Origin of the sequence: Clostridium sp. UBA6640, from assembly GCF_002455975.1 — a bacterium.
In the GTDB taxonomy this organism is placed as follows: Bacteria; Bacillota; Clostridia; order Clostridiales; family Clostridiaceae; genus Clostridium_J.
Genome location: NZ_DKLM01000143.1, coordinates 60,939 through 78,897 on the forward strand (window position 1 = coordinate 60,939; position 17,959 = coordinate 78,897).

9 protein-coding genes, 4 tRNA genes and 1 pseudogene are annotated in these 17,959 nt (G+C 29.6%); all 14 read left to right on the forward strand.

Annotation, left to right across the window (positions count from 1 at the left end; all coding sequences use genetic code 11):
- Window positions 1–6: 6 nt before the first annotated feature.
- The 14 genes and pseudogenes from B2W91_RS16125 (at window position 7) to B2W91_RS16190 (ending at window position 17,957) form a co-directional block, all read left to right on the forward strand.
- Complete coding sequence (locus B2W91_RS16125; protein ID WP_291582779.1) at window positions 7–1,038, forward strand: ABC transporter ATP-binding protein; 1,032 nt, start codon at window positions 7–9, stop codon at window positions 1,036–1,038.
- Window positions 1,031–1,970, forward strand: a pseudogene (locus B2W91_RS16130) (ABC transporter ATP-binding protein). Before B2W91_RS16125 ends, B2W91_RS16130 begins: the two are co-directional and overlap by 8 nt.
- Window positions 1,971–3,498: 1,528 nt before the next feature.
- Window positions 3,499–5,202 carry a peptide ABC transporter substrate-binding protein gene (locus B2W91_RS16135; protein WP_291582780.1) on the forward strand — a complete coding sequence of 568 codons (1,704 nt, stop codon included), beginning with the start codon at window positions 3,499–3,501 and terminating at the stop codon, window positions 5,200–5,202.
- A 520-nt stretch (window positions 5,203–5,722) separates the two neighbouring features.
- A complete protein-coding gene (locus B2W91_RS16140) occupies window positions 5,723–7,423 on the forward strand; it encodes a peptide ABC transporter substrate-binding protein (RefSeq protein ID WP_291582781.1) in 1,701 nt (566 codons plus the stop codon).
- 494 nt (window positions 7,424–7,917) lie between these two features.
- Complete coding sequence (locus tag B2W91_RS16145) at window positions 7,918–9,618, forward strand: peptide ABC transporter substrate-binding protein (protein ID WP_291582782.1); 1,701 nt, start codon at window positions 7,918–7,920, stop codon at window positions 9,616–9,618.
- Window positions 9,619–10,142: 524 nt separating this feature from the next.
- Window positions 10,143–11,852 carry a peptide ABC transporter substrate-binding protein gene (locus tag B2W91_RS16150; protein WP_291582783.1) on the forward strand — a complete coding sequence of 570 codons (1,710 nt, stop codon included), beginning with the start codon at window positions 10,143–10,145 and terminating at the stop codon, window positions 11,850–11,852.
- Between the two features lie 845 nt (window positions 11,853–12,697).
- On the forward strand, window positions 12,698–14,395 hold the full coding sequence (locus B2W91_RS16155) for a peptide ABC transporter substrate-binding protein (protein ID WP_291582784.1): 1,698 nt from the start codon (window positions 12,698–12,700) through the stop codon (window positions 14,393–14,395).
- 482 nt (window positions 14,396–14,877) lie between these two features.
- Window positions 14,878–15,120, forward strand: a complete 243-nt coding sequence (locus B2W91_RS16160) for a small, acid-soluble spore protein, alpha/beta type (protein ID WP_291582785.1) — start codon at window positions 14,878–14,880, stop codon at window positions 15,118–15,120.
- A gap of 153 nt (window positions 15,121–15,273) precedes the next feature.
- On the forward strand, window positions 15,274–16,011 hold the full coding sequence (locus B2W91_RS16165) for a class I SAM-dependent DNA methyltransferase (protein ID WP_291582786.1): 738 nt from the start codon (window positions 15,274–15,276) through the stop codon (window positions 16,009–16,011).
- A gap of 169 nt (window positions 16,012–16,180) precedes the next feature.
- Complete coding sequence (gene hslO, locus B2W91_RS16170) at window positions 16,181–17,056, forward strand: Hsp33 family molecular chaperone HslO (protein ID WP_291582788.1); 876 nt, start codon at window positions 16,181–16,183, stop codon at window positions 17,054–17,056.
- 554 nt (window positions 17,057–17,610) lie between these two features.
- A tRNA-Val gene (locus B2W91_RS16175) sits at window positions 17,611–17,686 on the forward strand.
- Between the two features lie 8 nt (window positions 17,687–17,694).
- Window positions 17,695–17,771: transfer RNA gene (locus tag B2W91_RS16180), tRNA-Asp, on the forward strand.
- A gap of 28 nt (window positions 17,772–17,799) precedes the next feature.
- Window positions 17,800–17,875: transfer RNA gene (locus tag B2W91_RS16185), tRNA-Phe, on the forward strand.
- A gap of 7 nt (window positions 17,876–17,882) precedes the next feature.
- Window positions 17,883–17,957, forward strand: a tRNA-Gly gene (locus B2W91_RS16190).
- The last annotated feature ends 2 nt before the right edge of the window (window positions 17,958–17,959 follow it).

A 17,959-nucleotide genomic window follows, 5' to 3' on the forward strand; every position in this document is an offset into this window, starting at 1 on the left:
AAATCGATGGAAAAAATATTAGATATTAAAGATTTAAGAGTTTCATTTCATACTTATGCTGGAGAAGTTCAAGCAGTAAGAGGAATAAGTTTTCATTTAAATAAAGGTGAGACATTGGCGGTAGTTGGAGAGTCTGGATGCGGAAAAACAGTTACAGCTAAGGCAATAATGAGATTGCTTCCTGAGCCAATGCCTGCAGAAATAAAAAAAGAATCAAAAATTAACTTTGAAGGAAGAGACATTTTAGCAATGGAGGATAAGGCGTTAAGAGAACTTAGAGGTTCTGATATATCTATGATATTCCAAGATCCTATGACTTCTTTAAACCCAACTATGACTATAGGTAAACAAATTGCTGAAAGTTTAATTATACACAGAGGTATGAGTAAAGACGAAGCTTTAAAAGAGGCTATAAGAATGCTTGAGTTAGTTAACATACCTAATGCTGATAAAAGAGCACATCAATATCCACACGAATTTTCAGGTGGTATGAGACAAAGAGCTATGATAGCTATAGCACTTGCTTGTAATCCCAAAATACTTATAGCAGATGAGCCAACAACAGCTCTTGATGTTACAATACAATCACAAATTATGGAACTTATAGGAGATCTTCAAGAAAAGCTTGGAACAGCAGTTATCCTTGTAACACACGATCTTGGTGTTGTTGCTGATGTTGCAGACAGAATTCAAGTTATGTATGCTGGACAAATAATTGAAAGAGGAACAGTTGATGAAATATTCTATAATCCTCAACATCCGTATACTTGGGCGCTATTACAATCAGTTCCTAGATTAGATACTAAAAACAAAGGTAAATTGTATTCATTACAAGGAACACCACCAGATTTAATCAAGCCGCCAGTTGGATGTCCTTTTGCTGCAAGATGTGAATATTGTATGCAAATTTGTAAAGAGGAAGTACCGGAAGTTACAAATGTTACTGATTCTCATGAAGTATCATGTTGGTTAAAACATCCAATGGCTCCCAAAGTAGAAGTTCCTGAAGTTTTGAGAGGAGTGAAGAATAATGGCTAATGAAAAAAATGAAGTCTTAATAGAAGTTAAAAACTTAAAGAAATATTTCCAAGTTGGAAAGACTGCTACTTTAAAGGCTGTTGACAATGTTAGCTTTGATATCTTCAAAGGGGAAACTTTAGGTTTAGTTGGAGAGTCAGGTTGCGGAAAAACAACTTGTGGAAGAACTGTTATGGGACTATATGATGCTACAGAAGGGTCAATATTGTTTGATGGTCATGATGTAAGAAAATTGAACAAAAGTCAGAAAAAAGATTTTACTAGAAGAGCGCAAATAATATTTCAAGACCCTTATGCTTCTTTAAATCCAANNAGGTATAGATATACACGGATTATATAGCGGACAAGAAAGAACAGATAGAATATTTAATTTATTACAATTAGTTGGTTTGAATAAAGAACACGCTTCAAGATTCCCACATGAGTTTTCTGGTGGACAAAGACAAAGAATAGGTATTGCTAGAGCACTTGCTATAGAGCCAGATTTTATAGTGTGTGATGAGCCTATATCAGCTCTTGACGTGTCAATTCAAGCACAGGTTGTTAACTTATTAATAAAACTACAAAATGAATTAGGATTAACTTATCTCTTTATAGCTCATGACCTTTCAATGGTTAAGCATATTTCAGATAGAGTTGGAGTTATGTATCTTGGTACAATGGTTGAACTTGCATCAAGTCATGATTTGTATGAAAAGCCATTACATCCATATACTCAAGCGCTATTATCAGCTATTCCAATTCCAGATCCTGAAGTGGAAAGAGGTAAAAAGAGAATTCAACTTGAAGGTGAAGTTCCTAGTCCAATTAATCCAAAGCCAGGTTGTAGATTTGCTGCAAGATGTAGATATGCTAAGCCGATTTGCAGCGAGAAACTACCAGAGTTTAAGGAAATTGAACCAAATCACTTTGTTGCATGCCACTTATTATAATAGATATGAAAGACAGGGAAGTCCCTGTCTTTTTTTATATAGTGAGTTATATATAGTAGAGCTATACTAGAGCTAAAATACAGATATAATAAATTAAAAATTATGCCACATTGCAAGTAACTTCTAGAGAAAAAAGGAAAAGGAATAAGTTTCTATTTATAATTAGTTTTGAGGGTAAACGTAAGAAATGTTAGAACTTTGCTATCTGAAGAGGGCTTTATAAACGTAATGAAAAAGTAAAGAAAAGAGATATTNNCAAAAATGGAGGGGATGTGCTATAGATGGAATATGTAGGTATTTTTATGAATTTAATATAATTGGAGAAGGATAAATAAGCAATTAGAAGGTTAAAGCGGTCTATAGAGACTCTTCTTTGCTAATAGCTGTAAAAGTATCTTAAAATTGATTATAATGAGAAAAAAGTAGATGAATATTCTATATGGTAAGTTAAAGATGAAATTGAATTCAGCACAGGAGGTCTTATCAAGGGGTGGCAGTGTCGAGTTAACTTATTTATGAATAGACATAATAGGCGATAATTAATATTATTGGTGGCTTCTGGATAACGAAGATAACTATCTATGGAAATTAAATTTTAAAATAGTAAGTGAGAAAGAATTAGAAAATATTGAAATGTACTAAAGATGATTAAACAATATTGTAGGCAAAATGCAAATATATTAAATATACTAAAATGTAAAGTTAATTATCTTTCATAGAAGTAGATAATCATAGAGATAGAAACCTAAATGATATTTTTTATCTTTATAATGATATCAACATTATCTTAAAATAAAGCTCAAATTACATATAATTAAATTTAATTTTTAGGTAAAACTAGCAAGCGATTTGCTAGTTTTTTATATATCTAGAATCTTTAAAAGATGGTAGGATGAAAAAAGTATATGGTTATGTGTGCATTTGAAAGGCTATATAAGCGGATAAGGATAGGCAAAGAGGTCATATTTATAAGCATATAATGAATAACAAAGTAAAAAGGATATTTTTCATTGAATTTATAATTACTGAGAAGTATGTTTTAGTACATTCTTATAGTGAAAACTTGATAACTATTTAAAACTATTTAAAGTTTTAATAGTTTATTAATTTTTTAGTATTAATTATCCGGAAGTTATAATAAAACTAAACATCTAATAAGATATTTAATGTTGTAAAACTATAGTATTTCTATGGAAATTAAGAAATGTGCAATTGAATAAGTTATTTAATAATATGTTTAAAATAATACATTTAATGGGAAATGTGAGGAGATAGGCTGTAAAACAATCATAAGTTTTAGAAAACTAGAGTAAATGTAATGAAAAGATTTCAAAGTTCATAAAAAGATAACTTGATTTTAAGGATAGATTGGATTATTGTAGATGTATAGGTTATTGGGAATTAATGGAAAATACACAACGCATGAAATGTGCTTGATATTGTAAGTTTAAAATGGAAAAACGCGGTAGTGATGAATTTAAACATAGTGAAGTGTGCTTTGCTAAGCCAATAAAAAGGGGGATTAATTATGAAAAGTAAAAGATTATTAGCAGCATTATTAACAGTTTCATTAACTGCTTCAATGGCACTAGTTGGATGTAAAAAGAATGATTCGGGTACAGATAAGGAAAAACCAGCTGAAGGAAACAAAGAAGAAAGTAAAATGGATAAGGATCAATATTTAAATGTATTATTACCAGCAGAACCTAAATCACTAGATCCTTCAAAAAGTACTGATGGATATTCTTCAGATGTTTTAACTAATGTTATGGAATCACTTACAAGGTTACAAGGTGATGAAAATGGTCAAGGAAGCATTGTGCCGGGCGCAGCAGAAAAATGGGATAAATCTGATGATAGTACTGTTTGGACATTTCATTTAAGAGATATGAAGTGGAGTGATGGGCAGCCAGTAACAGCTGAGCAATTCGTTTACGGAATAAAGAGAACTTTAGATCCTGAAACTGCTTCTGAGTATGCATTTTTACTATTCCCAATTAAGAATGCAGAAACTTATAATGGAGGAAAAGCTAAGGCTGAAGATTTAGGGGTTAAAGCTATTGATGAAAAAACTTTAGAGTTTACTTTAGAAAGACCATGTTCTTATTTTTTAGATTTAACATATTTTAAAGTAATGGAGCCACAAAGACAGGATATAATTGAAAAACATGGTGATAGATATGGCACTGAAGCTGATACAATGGTATTTTGTGGTCCGTTTACAATAAAAGAATGGGTGCATAATAATAAAGTTGAATTAGTTAAAAACCCAGAATATTGGGATGCTGAAAATGTAAAGTTGGAAAAAGCAACAATGAAGATTATAAAAGAAGTTAATTCAACAATGAATGAGATCTATAACGGTTCGCTAGACCTTGGAAATGTTAATAAGCCGGAATGGATAGAGAAACTTGATAATACAGGAAAATTTTATGTGAAAAAATATTTTGAAGGAGGAACAGTGTATAGTTTCTTTAATCAAAATACTAAATACTTTAAAAATGATAAAATAAGAAAGGCATTTATAATTGCGAAGGATAGAGAAGGAACTGTTAAATCGTTATATAAAGGTATAGCAGAGCCAGCAACAGCATTTTGTTCTCCGTCAGTTAAGATAGATGGAGTAGACTATAGAGATAGAGCTAATTATTCTCCAGTAGATGATTTAAAGAAAGATAATCCAGATCCTAAGGCGTTATTTATAGAGGGATTAAAAGAATTAGGACTTGATCCAGATCCATCTAAGCATACAATAAAGATAATTCAATCTGGTAATAGTGGTAATAATAAAGAGTTTGGTGAATTTGAACAACAGAACTATAAAGAAATATTAGGGGTCAACATTGAGCCAGATTATTGTGAATGGGCAGTATTCCAAAACAGGACAACAGATGGAGATTATGAAATGGCAGGTCAAACTTGGGTTGGAGATTATAATGACCCTAGTACTTTCTTTGACATCTGGACGTCAAATGCAGGTATAAATAATACTGGATGGAAAAATAAGCAATATGATGAAATAGTTAAAAAAGCTAATGGTGAAGCAGATCCAGAAGAAAAAGCAAAATTATTTAAAGAAGCAGAAAAAATATTAGTCTATGATGAAGGTGTAATTAGCCCAAGTATATATAGATACTATAATGCTTATATTCGTAACTATGTTAAAAACTATTCAAGACCTGCTTTTGGATCAATTGATTTAAAGAGCACATATACTGAGGGAAGAGAATAAATTATATTAAAAATAGAAAAAATGAGTGATGTAATAAAAAATTACATCACTTTCTCTATTATTAAAAAATATGCTATATAAAATTTTTAACTAAAAGTGAATGATATATATGTAATTTAAACTAAATTAATAAACTATTATCATAATATGTATAAAGTTTTAAATATTGTTAAAATGGCTATGAATATGGAAAAAACTATTGATTTATAAAATATCATTATATATAATCATAAATATAAAATGAATGCATAAATATATAACTATATTAATTACACTAATAAAATAAATAATTCAGAATATTTCTAATTGTTGAAAATATAAAATATAGTTAAAGAAGTGTTTCTTATAAGTGATATTTAATTCGCTTAAGAAATTTAAATAGGAAAATATTATTAATTAATATATATAAAAGATATAATTTAATTTTATGTAACCTTAATGGTTAAAAAATCCACATGGGGGTAAAGATAATTTGACACAATAAATAAAAATATTGGGTAATAATAAGGGGGAAATAATTGTGAAAAGTAAAAGATTATTAGTTGCATTATTAACTGTTTCGCTAACTGCATCCATGGCTTTAGCTGGATGTGGAAAGAAAACAGAAGAAAAGTCAGCTGAAGGTGATAATAAAGAAACTTCAGAGGTTAAAATGGATAAGGAGCAATATTTAAACGTATTGTTACAAGCTGAGCCAAAATCGTTGGACCCTTCAAAAAGTTCAGACAGATACTCTTCTGAAGTTTTAACAAATGTTATGGAAAGTCTTGCAAGAATTCGAACTAATGAAGAAGGCAAAGATGTTATTGTACCAGGAATGGCCGAAAAATGGGAAGTATCTGAAGATAACTTAACTTGGACTTTTCATTTAAGAGATGCAAAGTGGTCAGATGGACAACCGGTTACAGCAGAGCAATTTGTTTATGGTATAAAGAGAACAATAAATCCTGAGACTGCTTCTGACTATGCATTTTTATTATATCCAATAAAGAATGCGGTAGCTTACAATGCAAATAAAGCTAAGGCAGAAGATGTTGGAGTTAGAGCTGTTGATGAAAAAACTTTAGAGTTTACTTTAGAAAGACCATGTTCTTATTTTCTAGATTTAACATATTTTAAAGTAATGGAACCTCAAAGACAGGATATAATTGAGAAACATGGTGATAAATATGGCACAGAGGTAGATACAATGGTATTCTGTGGTCCGTTTACAATTAAAGAATGGGTGCATAATAACAAAGTTGAATTAGTTAAAAATCCAGAATATTGGGATGCTGAAAATGTAAAATTAGAAAAAGCAACAATGAAAATTATAAAAGAACCTAATTCAAGAATGAATGAACTTTATAATGGTTCACTAGATTTAGCAGGAGTTAGTAAACCAGAATGGATAGAAAAGTTTGATAAAACAGAAAAGTTTGATGTTAGAAAAGGATATGATGGCTCAACTACCTATACGTTCTTTAATCAAGATACTAAATACCTTAAAAATGCTAAAATAAGAAAAGCATTTTCAATAGCAATGGATAGACCAGGTATGGTTAAAGCTTTATATAAAGATTTGGCAGAACCAGCATTGGCTTGGTGCCCTCCAGCAGTAGAGATAGGTGGAGTAGATTATAGAGATAGAGTTAATAGCTTACAAGTAGAAGAGTTAATCAAAGATAATCCAGATCCTAAAGCACTATTAGTTGAGGGATTAAAAGAGCTAGGATTAGACCCGGATCCATCTAAACATACTATAAATTACCTTCAATCTGGTACAGATGCTAATGCTAAGGAATTTGCTGAATTTGAACAACAAAACTTTAATAAAAAATTAGGAATAAATATTAAACCAGAATATTGTGAATGGGCAGTATTCCAAAGTAGAACAAATGACGGAGATTATGAGATTGCAGGTCAAGGTTGGGGTGGAGATTATAATGATCCTAGTACTTTCTTTGATGTTTGGCTATCCACTTCAGGAGTAAATAGAGTTAACTGGAAGAGCGAGAAATATGATAAATTAATTAATGAAGCTAATGGCTGTGCTGATCCGGAAGAGAAGGCTAAAATATTTGCTGAGGCTGAGAAAATGTTAATTTATGATGAGGCAGTATTTGCTCCGGGTGTATGGAGATTTAAAAATACTTATATACGTAAATTTGTTAATGGTTTCAATTCACCAATTTTTGGAGTAATGGATCTTAAAGATGTTTATACAGATGGAAGAGAATAATATAAAAAATGAGTGGCGCAATAATTTTTGCGTCACTTTTATTATTGTTATAAATTTGTATTATATAAGATTTTAATTAAAAATGAATGATATATATATAATATAAACTAAATTAACAAAATGTTATCAAAGTATGTATAAATTTTTAAATATTATTTAAATAGTTGAAAATATGGAAAAATCTATTGATTTATAAAATGCCATTATATATAATCGTTAATATAAAATGGATATGTAAAATATTTATTGAAGTTAATTATATGAAAATATAAAATAGTTTTAAAATTGTGAAATATAAGAAAAATGAAATATATGTGATGATACTTTTTATATAGTATTCTAGTTTTTTTAATGAATTTGAAGTAAAGAAGGTATTGTTAATATATATAATTTAGTTTTATATAACCTTCATGGTTAATAATTTCCATGTAGGGATAAAGATAATTTGAACACAATAAATAAGATTATAGGGTAATAAAAAAGGGGGAATAATTGTGAAAAGTAAAAGATTGTTAGTTGCATTATTGACTATTTCACTAACTGCATCCATGGCTTTAGCTGGATGTGGAAAGAAAACAGATGAAAAGCCAGCTGAAGGTGATAATAAAGAAGCTTCAGATGCTAAAATGGATAAGGAACAATATTTAAACGTATTGTTACAAGCTGAGCCAAAATCATTAGATCCTTCAAAAAGTTCAGACAGATACTCTTCTGAAGTTTTAACAAATGTTATGGAAAGTCTTACAAGAATTCAAACTAATGAAGAAGGCAAAGATGTTATTGTACCAGGAATGGCTGAAAAATGGGAAGTATCTGAAGATAACTTAACTTGGACTTTTCATTTAAGGGATGCAAAGTGGTCAGATGGACAACCGGTTACGGCGGAGCAATTTGTCTATGGTATAAAGAGAACATTAAATCCTGAAACAGCTTCTGAATATGGATTTTTACTATATCCAATAAAGAATGCGGTAGCTTACAATGCAAATAAAGCTAAGGCAGAAGATGTTGGGGTTAAAGCTGTTGATGAAAAAACTTTAGAGTTTACTTTAGAAAGACCATGTTCTTATTTTCTAGATTTAACATATTTTAAAGTAATGGAACCTCAAAGACAGGATATAATTGAGAAACATGGTGATAAATATGGTACAGAGGCAGATACAATGGTATTCTGTGGTCCATTTACAATTAAAGAATGGGTGCATAATAATAAAGTTGAATTAGTTAAAAACCCAGAATATTGGGATGTTGAAAATGTAAAATTAGAAAAAGCAACAATGAAAATTATAAAAGAACCTAATTCAAGGATGAATGAACTTTATAATGGTTCAATAGATTTAGGAGGAGTTAGTAAACCGGAATGGATAGAAAAGCTTGATAAAACAGAAAAGTTTGATGTTAGAAAAGGCTATGATGGCTCATCTACCTATATGTACTTTAATCAAGAATCTAAATACTTTAAAAATGCTAAAATAAGAAAAGCGTTTTCAATAGCAATGGATAGAGATGGTATGGTTAAAGCATTGTATAAAGATTTAGCAGAACCAGCATTAGCTTGGTGTCCTCCAAAAGTAGAGATAGGTGGAGTGGAATATAGAGAAAGAGCTAATTACTTACCAGTAGAGGATTTGAAGAAGGATAATTCTGACCCTAAGGCATTATTAATTGAAGGGTTAAAAGAATTAGGATTAGACCCAGATCCATCTAAGCATACCATAAAGTTCATTCAATCTGGAACCGATGCAACTACTAAGGAGTTTGCTGAATTTGAACAACAAAACTATAAGGAAGTATTAGGAGTAAATATGGATCCAGAATATTGTGAATGGGCAGTATTCCAAAGTAGGACACAAGAAGGTGATTATGAGATTGCATCTCAAGGTTGGGGTGGAGATTATAATGATCCTAGTACTTTCTTTGATGTTTGGTTATCCACTTCAGGAGTAAATAGAGTTAACTGGAAGAGCGAGAAATATGATAAATTAATTGATGAAGCCAATGGTTGTGCTGATCCAGAAGAGAAGGCTAAATTATTTGCTGAGGCTGAGAAAATATTAATTTATGATGAGGCAGTATTTTCTCCAGGTGTATGGAGATTTAAAAATACTTATATACGTAAATTTGTTAAGAACTACAATTCACCAACTTTTGGAGTAATGGATCTTAAAAATGTTTACACAGATGGAAGAGAATAGTTTATAAAAATATAGAAAGATGAGTGATGCAATTTTTATTGCATCACTTTTATTTTAATAAATTTTAAATGATAATAATGAAAATAAATCTACTAATTTAATATAATATTCTTTTAAATTATTAATAAACTATTAATATAATATGAAGAAAGAATTAAAAATGTTACAAATGCAAGGGAGAAAGAGTTTTGTATTTTTAAAATAAATTTAAAAAAAATTTAAAATAGCTATAATAAAATGAATAAGATTCCATATATGGAATAAATACTTCGATTAAACTGCGAAAAATTTGTAAAAAACATAAGAAAAGTTTTTAGGAAAAATAAATAATCTATAAGTTGTTAAATCTTTACCTAGAAAAAACTTCTTGATTTGTTAAAAAAATTAGTTTAATGTATATATATCAAACAAGCTATTAAAATACTAAATATTTAATTGGGTTATACATCTAGTAAAATGTTAGACATTCTTAATATTTTTTTAAAAATATTTGAGAATGTTTTATACAAAGAGGGGGAATAATTGTGAAAAGTAAAAGATTATTAGTATCATTATTAACAGTTTCACTAACTGCTTCTATAGCATTAGCAGGATGTGGCAAAAAAGAAGATGAAAAACCAGCAGAAGGTGGAAATGAAACTTCTAGTGAAGTTAAAATGGACAAGGAACAATATTTAAATGTTACATTAAAAGCTGATCCAAAATCACTAGATCCATCTAAAAGTTCAGATTCATATTCTTCAGAAGTTTTAACAAATGTTATGGAAGCACTTACAAGAGTTGAAACTGGTGAGAATGGTGAAAGAATTATTAGTCCAGGAGCAGCTGAAAAATGGAATAAATCTGATGATGGTTTAACTTGGACATTTAATTTAAGAGATATGAAATGGTCAGATGGTCAGCCGGTTACAGCAGAGCAATTTGTCTATGGTATAAGAAGAACATTAGATCCTAAAACTGCTTCTGAGTATGCATTTTTATTATATCCAATAAAAAATGCAGAAAATTTTAATAAAGATGAAGATGGTAAATTCAACCTAGAAGAGCTTGGAATTAAAGCTGTTGATGAAAAGACTTTAGAGTTTACTTTAGAGAGACCATGTTCTTATTTCTTGGATTTGACATATTTTAAGGTAATGGAACCACAAAGACAAGATATAATTGAAAAATATGGTGACCAATATGGTACTGAAGCTGAGACAATGGTATTTACTGGTCCGTTTGTTATAAAGGAATGGGTTCATAATAATAAAGTAGAATTAGTTAAGAATCCAGAATATTGGGATGCTGAAAATGTAAAATTAGAAAAAGTTACAATGAAAATTATAAAAGAAATTAATTCAAGAATGAATGAAGTTTATAATGGTTCTTTAGATGTTGCAATGGTTGCTAAACCAGAATGGATAGAGAAACTTGATGCAACAGGCAACTTCAATGTGCAAAAAGGATATGATGGTTCATCTACTTATCAGTATTTTAATCAAAATAATAAATATTTCAAAAATGCTAAAATAAGAAAGGCATTTATAATAGCAATGGATAGACCAGGAATGGTTAAAGCATTATATAAAGATTTAGCAGAACCAGCAACAGCGTGGTGTCCTCCAGAAGTTAAAGTAGGTGAAATAGACTTTAGAGAAAAAGCTAAGTCTGCACCAGTAGAGGATTTGAAGAAAGACAATCTTGATCCTAAAGCACTATTTATAGAAGGATTAAAAGAAGAGGGATTAGATCCAGATCCATCAAAACATACAATAAAGATAATTCAATCTGGAACTGATGCAAATACTAAGGAATTTGCTGAATATGAACAACAAAACTATAGTGAAGCATTAGGAGTAAATATCGAAGCAGAATATTGTGAATGGGCTGTATTCCAATCTAGAACAAAAGACGGTGACTATGAAATGGCGGGTAAAGCTTGGTCTGGAGACTATAATGATCCTAGTACATTCTTTGATATGTGGAAATCAGATGCAGGTATAATTAACAATGGATGGAAGAGTGAAAAATATGATGAATTAATAAGGACTGCTGCTGGAACTGAAGATTTAGATGAAAAGACTAAGTTATTTGTTGAAGCAGAAAAATTATTAATTTATGATGACGGTGTATTTAGTCCAGGTGTGTGGAGATATAACAATTTTTATATGCGTAATTTCGTTAAAAATTATTCATACCCACTATTTGCAGTACCTGATTACAAACACACTTATACAGATGGAAGAAAATAATTAAATATTTAAAAAAGGAACAGTTATTCATGGCTGATTTTAGCCATGGATAACTGTCTTTTTTTATTTAATAACTAAGCAATTATTATGCAACTAAATTAAATTGCTAATTGCTCATTAGTTATTTTAGCGATTATAAGAAAATAATATATTATTGTAACAAATTTTGTTTCTAGAAAAGAGAAGAAATATTTTTTAAATATAACAATTATTTATTGGGGATTGTGAGAAAGTTATTAAGAAGAATATTCGCAATAATTAATTTTTAGTACATGCTTTGATAGGGATGCTTTGTAGTGATTAAAAAAATGTGGGTAAAATTGTAAAAAAAAGAAATTGCAAAAAAAATAACGTATTATTGCAGAAGATAGAATTTATAAATTTACTTTTTATTTATAAGTATTTGTTTGAAAAAATATAAAGATTTAGAAATATAAAACAAAGTGAAAGTTAACAAAAAATTATTTAAAAATTAATAAAAAAGTGTAAGAAGCTATAATAGTCCGTAAACCTTGCTGTGATAGGTGGTTTAAATATGTACTAATAGTTAATAATTAATATTTTATTAATAATTTTAGTGATAAATTAAATTTTTTATTCAAAAATATTTTACATAAAAATACCTTGATTTTATAAAATTTTTATTATATTATTTACTTCAAGTGATAGCCAAAAGACATAAAAATTCAAATAACAATAAATTTAAACAATTTTCAACAAAATATTTTAAAATGACAAAGATAAAATTAATATTTATTTCTAATTTAATTAATATTTTTAGAAAAAATATATATTAATAAAAAAGAATACAAAAGAACTTAGTTTTAAAAAGAGGGGGATTCACTATGAAGAGTAAAAGATTATTAGTATCATTATTAACAGTTTCACTAACTGCTTCTGTAGCATTAGCAGGATGTGGGAAAAAGGTAGAAGACAAACCGTCAGAAGGTGGAAATGAGAATACAAGTGAAGGTAAAATGGACAAAGATCAATATTTAAATGTATTATTACAGTCTGAACCAAAATCATTAGATCCTTCTAAAAGCACAGATACATACTCTTCTCAAGTTTTAACCAATGTAATGGAAGCACTTACAAGAGTTGAAGCTGATGAAAATGATAACGAAATTATTGTACCAGGCGCAGCAGAGAGTTGGACTGCGTCAGATGATGGATTGACTTGGACATTTAAGATAAGAGATATGAAGTGGTCAGATGGGGAGTCAGTTACAGCAGAGCAATTTGTTTATGGTATAAAGAGAACTTTAGATCCTGAAACTGCCTCTCAATATGGATTTCTATTATATCCAATAAAAAATGGAGAAGCTTACAATGCAGGTAACGCTAAGGTAGAAGATGTTGGTGTTAAAGCTATTGATGAGAAAACTTTAGAGATTACTTTAGAAAAACCATGTCCTTATTTCTTAGATTTGACACGTTTTAAAGTGATGGAGCCTCAAAGACAGGATATAGTCGAAAAACATGGTGATAAATATGGTACTGAAGCAGGTACAATGGTGTTTAATGGACCATTCATGATAAAAGAATGGGTGCACAATAATAAAATTGAACTGGTTAAAAACCCAGAGTATTGGGATGCTGAAAATGTAAAATTAGAAAAAGTAACAATGAAAATTGTAAAGGAAGAAAATTCAAGAATGAATGAACTTTATAATGGTTCATTAGATGCGGCAGCAGTTACTAAGCCAGAATGGATAGATAAACTTGACGGTACTGGAAACTATGATGTTATAAAAGGATATGATGGTTCAGCTACTTATACGTTCTTTAATCAAGATAATAAATATTTTAAAAATGCTAAAATAAGGAAGGCCTTTTCTCTAGCTATGGATAGGGAAGGGATGAGTGATACTCTATATAGAGGTTTATCAGAGCCAGCGACGGCATGGTGCCCTCCAGCAGTGCAAATAGGTGAATTAGAATTTAGAGAGAAAGTTAAGTCTGAGCCAGTAGAAGATTTAAAGAAGGAAAATTCGGATGCTAAAGCTTTACTTATAGAAGGATTAAAAGAAGAAGGCTTAGATCCAGATCCATCTAAACATACTATAACTTTTATTCAATCTGGTACTAGTGCTAGAGATAAAGAATTTGCGGAGTTTGGACAAGATAATTATAAGAGAGTATTAGGCGTAAATATTGAGCCTGAATATTGTGAATGGGCAGTGTTCCAAAGTAGAGTAGACTCAGGAAACTATGAGATTGCTTCTCAAGGATGGATTGGGGATTACAATGATCCTAACACTTTCTTTGATTTATGGACATCAAATTCTGGTATGAACAGAACTGGATGGAAAAGTTCAAAATATGATGAATTAATAAAGAAAGCTAGCGAAACACTAGATTTAGAAGAGAGAGCTAAGATTTTTGCTGAAGCTGAAAAAGTATTAGTTTATGAAGATGCAGCAATTAGTCCTGGAGTATGGAGATTTAAAAATACTTATGTTAGAAAATATGTTAAGAATTACTTCTCTCCAACTTTTGGAACAGTTGATTTAAAACATACTTATACTGAAGGTAGATAATAAATAAAAAAATAGAGCAGTTTTGCTCTATTTTTTTATTTATACCTTAATTGTGAACTATGAAATATATCATTGTAAATTTATAGATAGACTACTTTAAAAATTAATATACAGCCAAATATAGCTACACCCCTAAGTATTTCAATTCACAATGCAAAATTCACAATTAAGGTGGAAATTAGTTTTAATCAAACTAATTTCTTTAAAAGATTTTTAATAAAAGTGATTTCATCACTTTTAAAAGAAATAAGTTTAAAACTTCTCTTGAGAGAAGTATCCATAATTGTCCATTGTCAATCGTCAATTCTAAATTGCATAAATAAGTTTACAATATTAAATAAAATATAACATTATTAAATGAATAAAATAAAAAAATCATTTTTGGGAAAAAATATTTTTTAAAATTAGGTTTATTAGACGATATTTAGGTATAAAAAACCTTTCCTGGTAGAGAATATAACTATAGTAGGAGGGGTATAAATATGGGAAAAACACCATTAAAAAAGGTTATTAAAGCTAAGCTTAAAAGTAATAAAGAATTAACTCCTTACGAGGAGATGAGAGAAAAGATAAAATATGAAATTGCAGAAGAATTAGGACTTATAGATAAAGTTAAGGAATTAGGATGGAGTGGTCTTACTGCAGAGGAAACAGGGAGAATTGGAGGAATAATGACTAAGAGAAAGAAGATGCTAAATATTCCTAAGAATAAAGATGCATATTAATAAATAAAATATTGTGAGCTTTTAGCACTATTGATTTAGTATTTAATATATTTAATTACAAAACTTTGGACAAATATTTAGAAAAGCTGTAATATATTATTGTTATTTATTATAAGAGTTTATTAATTTTATATAATTTTAAGGAGAAGAAGAATGTACTGTTATAAGAATTTTGCCAGTATATATGATGAACTAATTTATAGTGATGTGGATTATAAAAACTGGTGTGAAAAAATATTAAAAATATGTGAGGAATACTCCTTAGAAAGAAGAAACTATTTAGATTTAGCCTGTGGTACAGGAAATTTAACGGTAGAATTAGGTAAAAGCTTTCAAAATGTTTACGCTGTAGATTTGTCGCAGGAAATGCTTACTATAGCAGAAGAAAAGCTTCGTGGTGACGGCATGAGAACAAGGTTTTTTTGTCAAGATATATGTAATTTGAACATAAAAAATAATTTTAATTTAATTACCTGTGCTTTAGATTCTACTAACTATATTACAGAAAAAGAAGAATTAAAAAAATACTTTGAAGGTGTCTATAGTTTATTGAGAGAAGATGGATTGTTTATATTTGATATAAATTCCCAGTATAAACTTATTAATATATTAGGGAATAACATTTTTAACTATGACAGTGAAGATGTTGTATATATATGGGAAAATTACTTAGAGGATGATATAGTAAATATGTATTTAACCTTTTTTGTAAGAGAAGGACAAGTTTATAGACGATTTGATGAAGAACATTGTGAAAGAGCTTACAGCGAAGACGATATTGAGGATATTTTTAAAAGTTTAGGATTTAAATTAGAGAAAAAGTTAGATTGTTATGATAATATACCTGTAAGTAAAGAAACTGAAAGAATCACTTATGTATTAAGAAAATAAATTTAAGTTAAGTAGTAGTATTATTTTATATTAGATTAGGAAATAAAGTTCGCTCATAACAGTCTATGAGTGGGTTTTTATAAGATAACATAACAAAAAATAAGCTAGCATATTGACTAGTTGTTTTTAAAGATATATAAATATGTGGATTTAAACTAGGAGGAAGAAGATGGATAAGTTAGTAAGAGCAACAGCACATAATGGTGATGTTAGAATAATAGCAGCGATAACTACAGATATGGTTCAGGAAGGGATGAAGGCTCATAATTGCACACCGACTGCATCAGCAGCTTTAGGAAGAATGTTAACAGCTGGAGGGTTAATGGGAGCTATGCTAAAAGCAGAAGGAGATAGCTTAACTCTTCAAATAGATGGAGGCGGAGAAGCAAAGGGCGTAATAGTGACTGCTCATGCTGATGGAAGTGTTAAAGGATATATAGGAAATCCAAGTGTAGATTTGCCATTAAATTCAAATGGCAAATTAGATGTTGGAGGTGCTATAGGAAAAGAAGGTTATTTAAAGGTTATAAGGGACATGGGACTTAAAGAGCCATATGTGGGGCAGGTTCCTATATATACTGGAGAAATAGGGGATGATTTAGCATACTATTTTACGGTTTCAGAACAAACACCATCTGCAGTAGCAACAGGTGTATTAGTTGATACAGATTTAAGTATAAAAGCAGCTGGTGGATTTATAATTCAAATGATGCCAGGAGCTTCTGAGTTTTTAGCAGATATAATAACTTATAGACTTGAAGAAATTCCTTCAATAACTACTATGATAAGCGATGGAATGACCATAGAAGAAATATTAAAAAATATATTTGAAGATATGGATATTAACATATATGAAGAAGGAAAAATAGAATTTAAATGTGATTGCTCAAGAGAAAGAGTAGAGAGAGTTTTAATTAGTATAGGTAAAAAAGAATTACAAAATTTATGTGAAGATGGAAAAACAGAAGAAATAAAGTGTCATTTTTGTAATAAAGCATATGACTTTACAGCAGAACAAATAGGTGAATTATTAAAAGAATTATAAAATAGGGTAACCTTATTAAAATTAGTACTGAAGAATTAAAAGTTAAGAATTATGCTTGAAATTACTTCTTAGTGAAGTAATTTCTTTAACAGATTTTTTACTAGTAATTTAATTGCTATCTTTATAGGAAGTTACTGCGTAACGTGAAAATAAATTAGTTTTAAATTTCTCAGCTTTTATTGAGCTGAGAAATTTAAAATTAAAAGTTTTTTAAAAGGAAAGGTTATTCAGGCTAACTTTCCTTTTTTTATTATGGAAAAATTTTAGTACTTTAAAAAAGAAATCAAATTTTAAATTTTGCCATAAAAGAAAAAATGTCATAAATTTTCTATTGTCAGTTCTCAATTGTATAAGGAAATCTTTGTAGATGCTTCATTCTTCATTCTTAATTAATAAAGAGTTAATAGGATATAAAAATATAAGAAAATAAAAGATATATTTCAAAAAATAGAGCAATATAAAAATAATTTCTTTAAATAGCAAAATAATCTATTGACATTAATGGTTATTTTTTATAAAATATAAATGTATTCGGTAGATAGCCGAGAGAAAGTGGTCGCATAGCTCAGCTGGGAGAGCATCTGCCTTACAAGCAGAGGGTCACAGGTTCGATCCCTGTTGCGACCACCATATAATATGGCCCAGTGGCTCAGTTGGTTAGAGTGCCGGCCTGTCACGCCGGAGGTCGAGGGTTCGAGTCCCTTCTGGGTCGCCATTTAAATTTTAATATGACAGTTATTTTTGGCTTGATAGCTCAGTCGGTAGAGCAGAGGACTGAAAATCCTCGTGTCGCTGGTTCGATTTCTGCTCGAGCCACCAAACAAATGCGGGAGTGGCTCAGTGGTAGAGCGTCACCTTGCCAAGGTGAACGTCGCGAGTTCGAATCTCGTCTTCCGCTCCAAT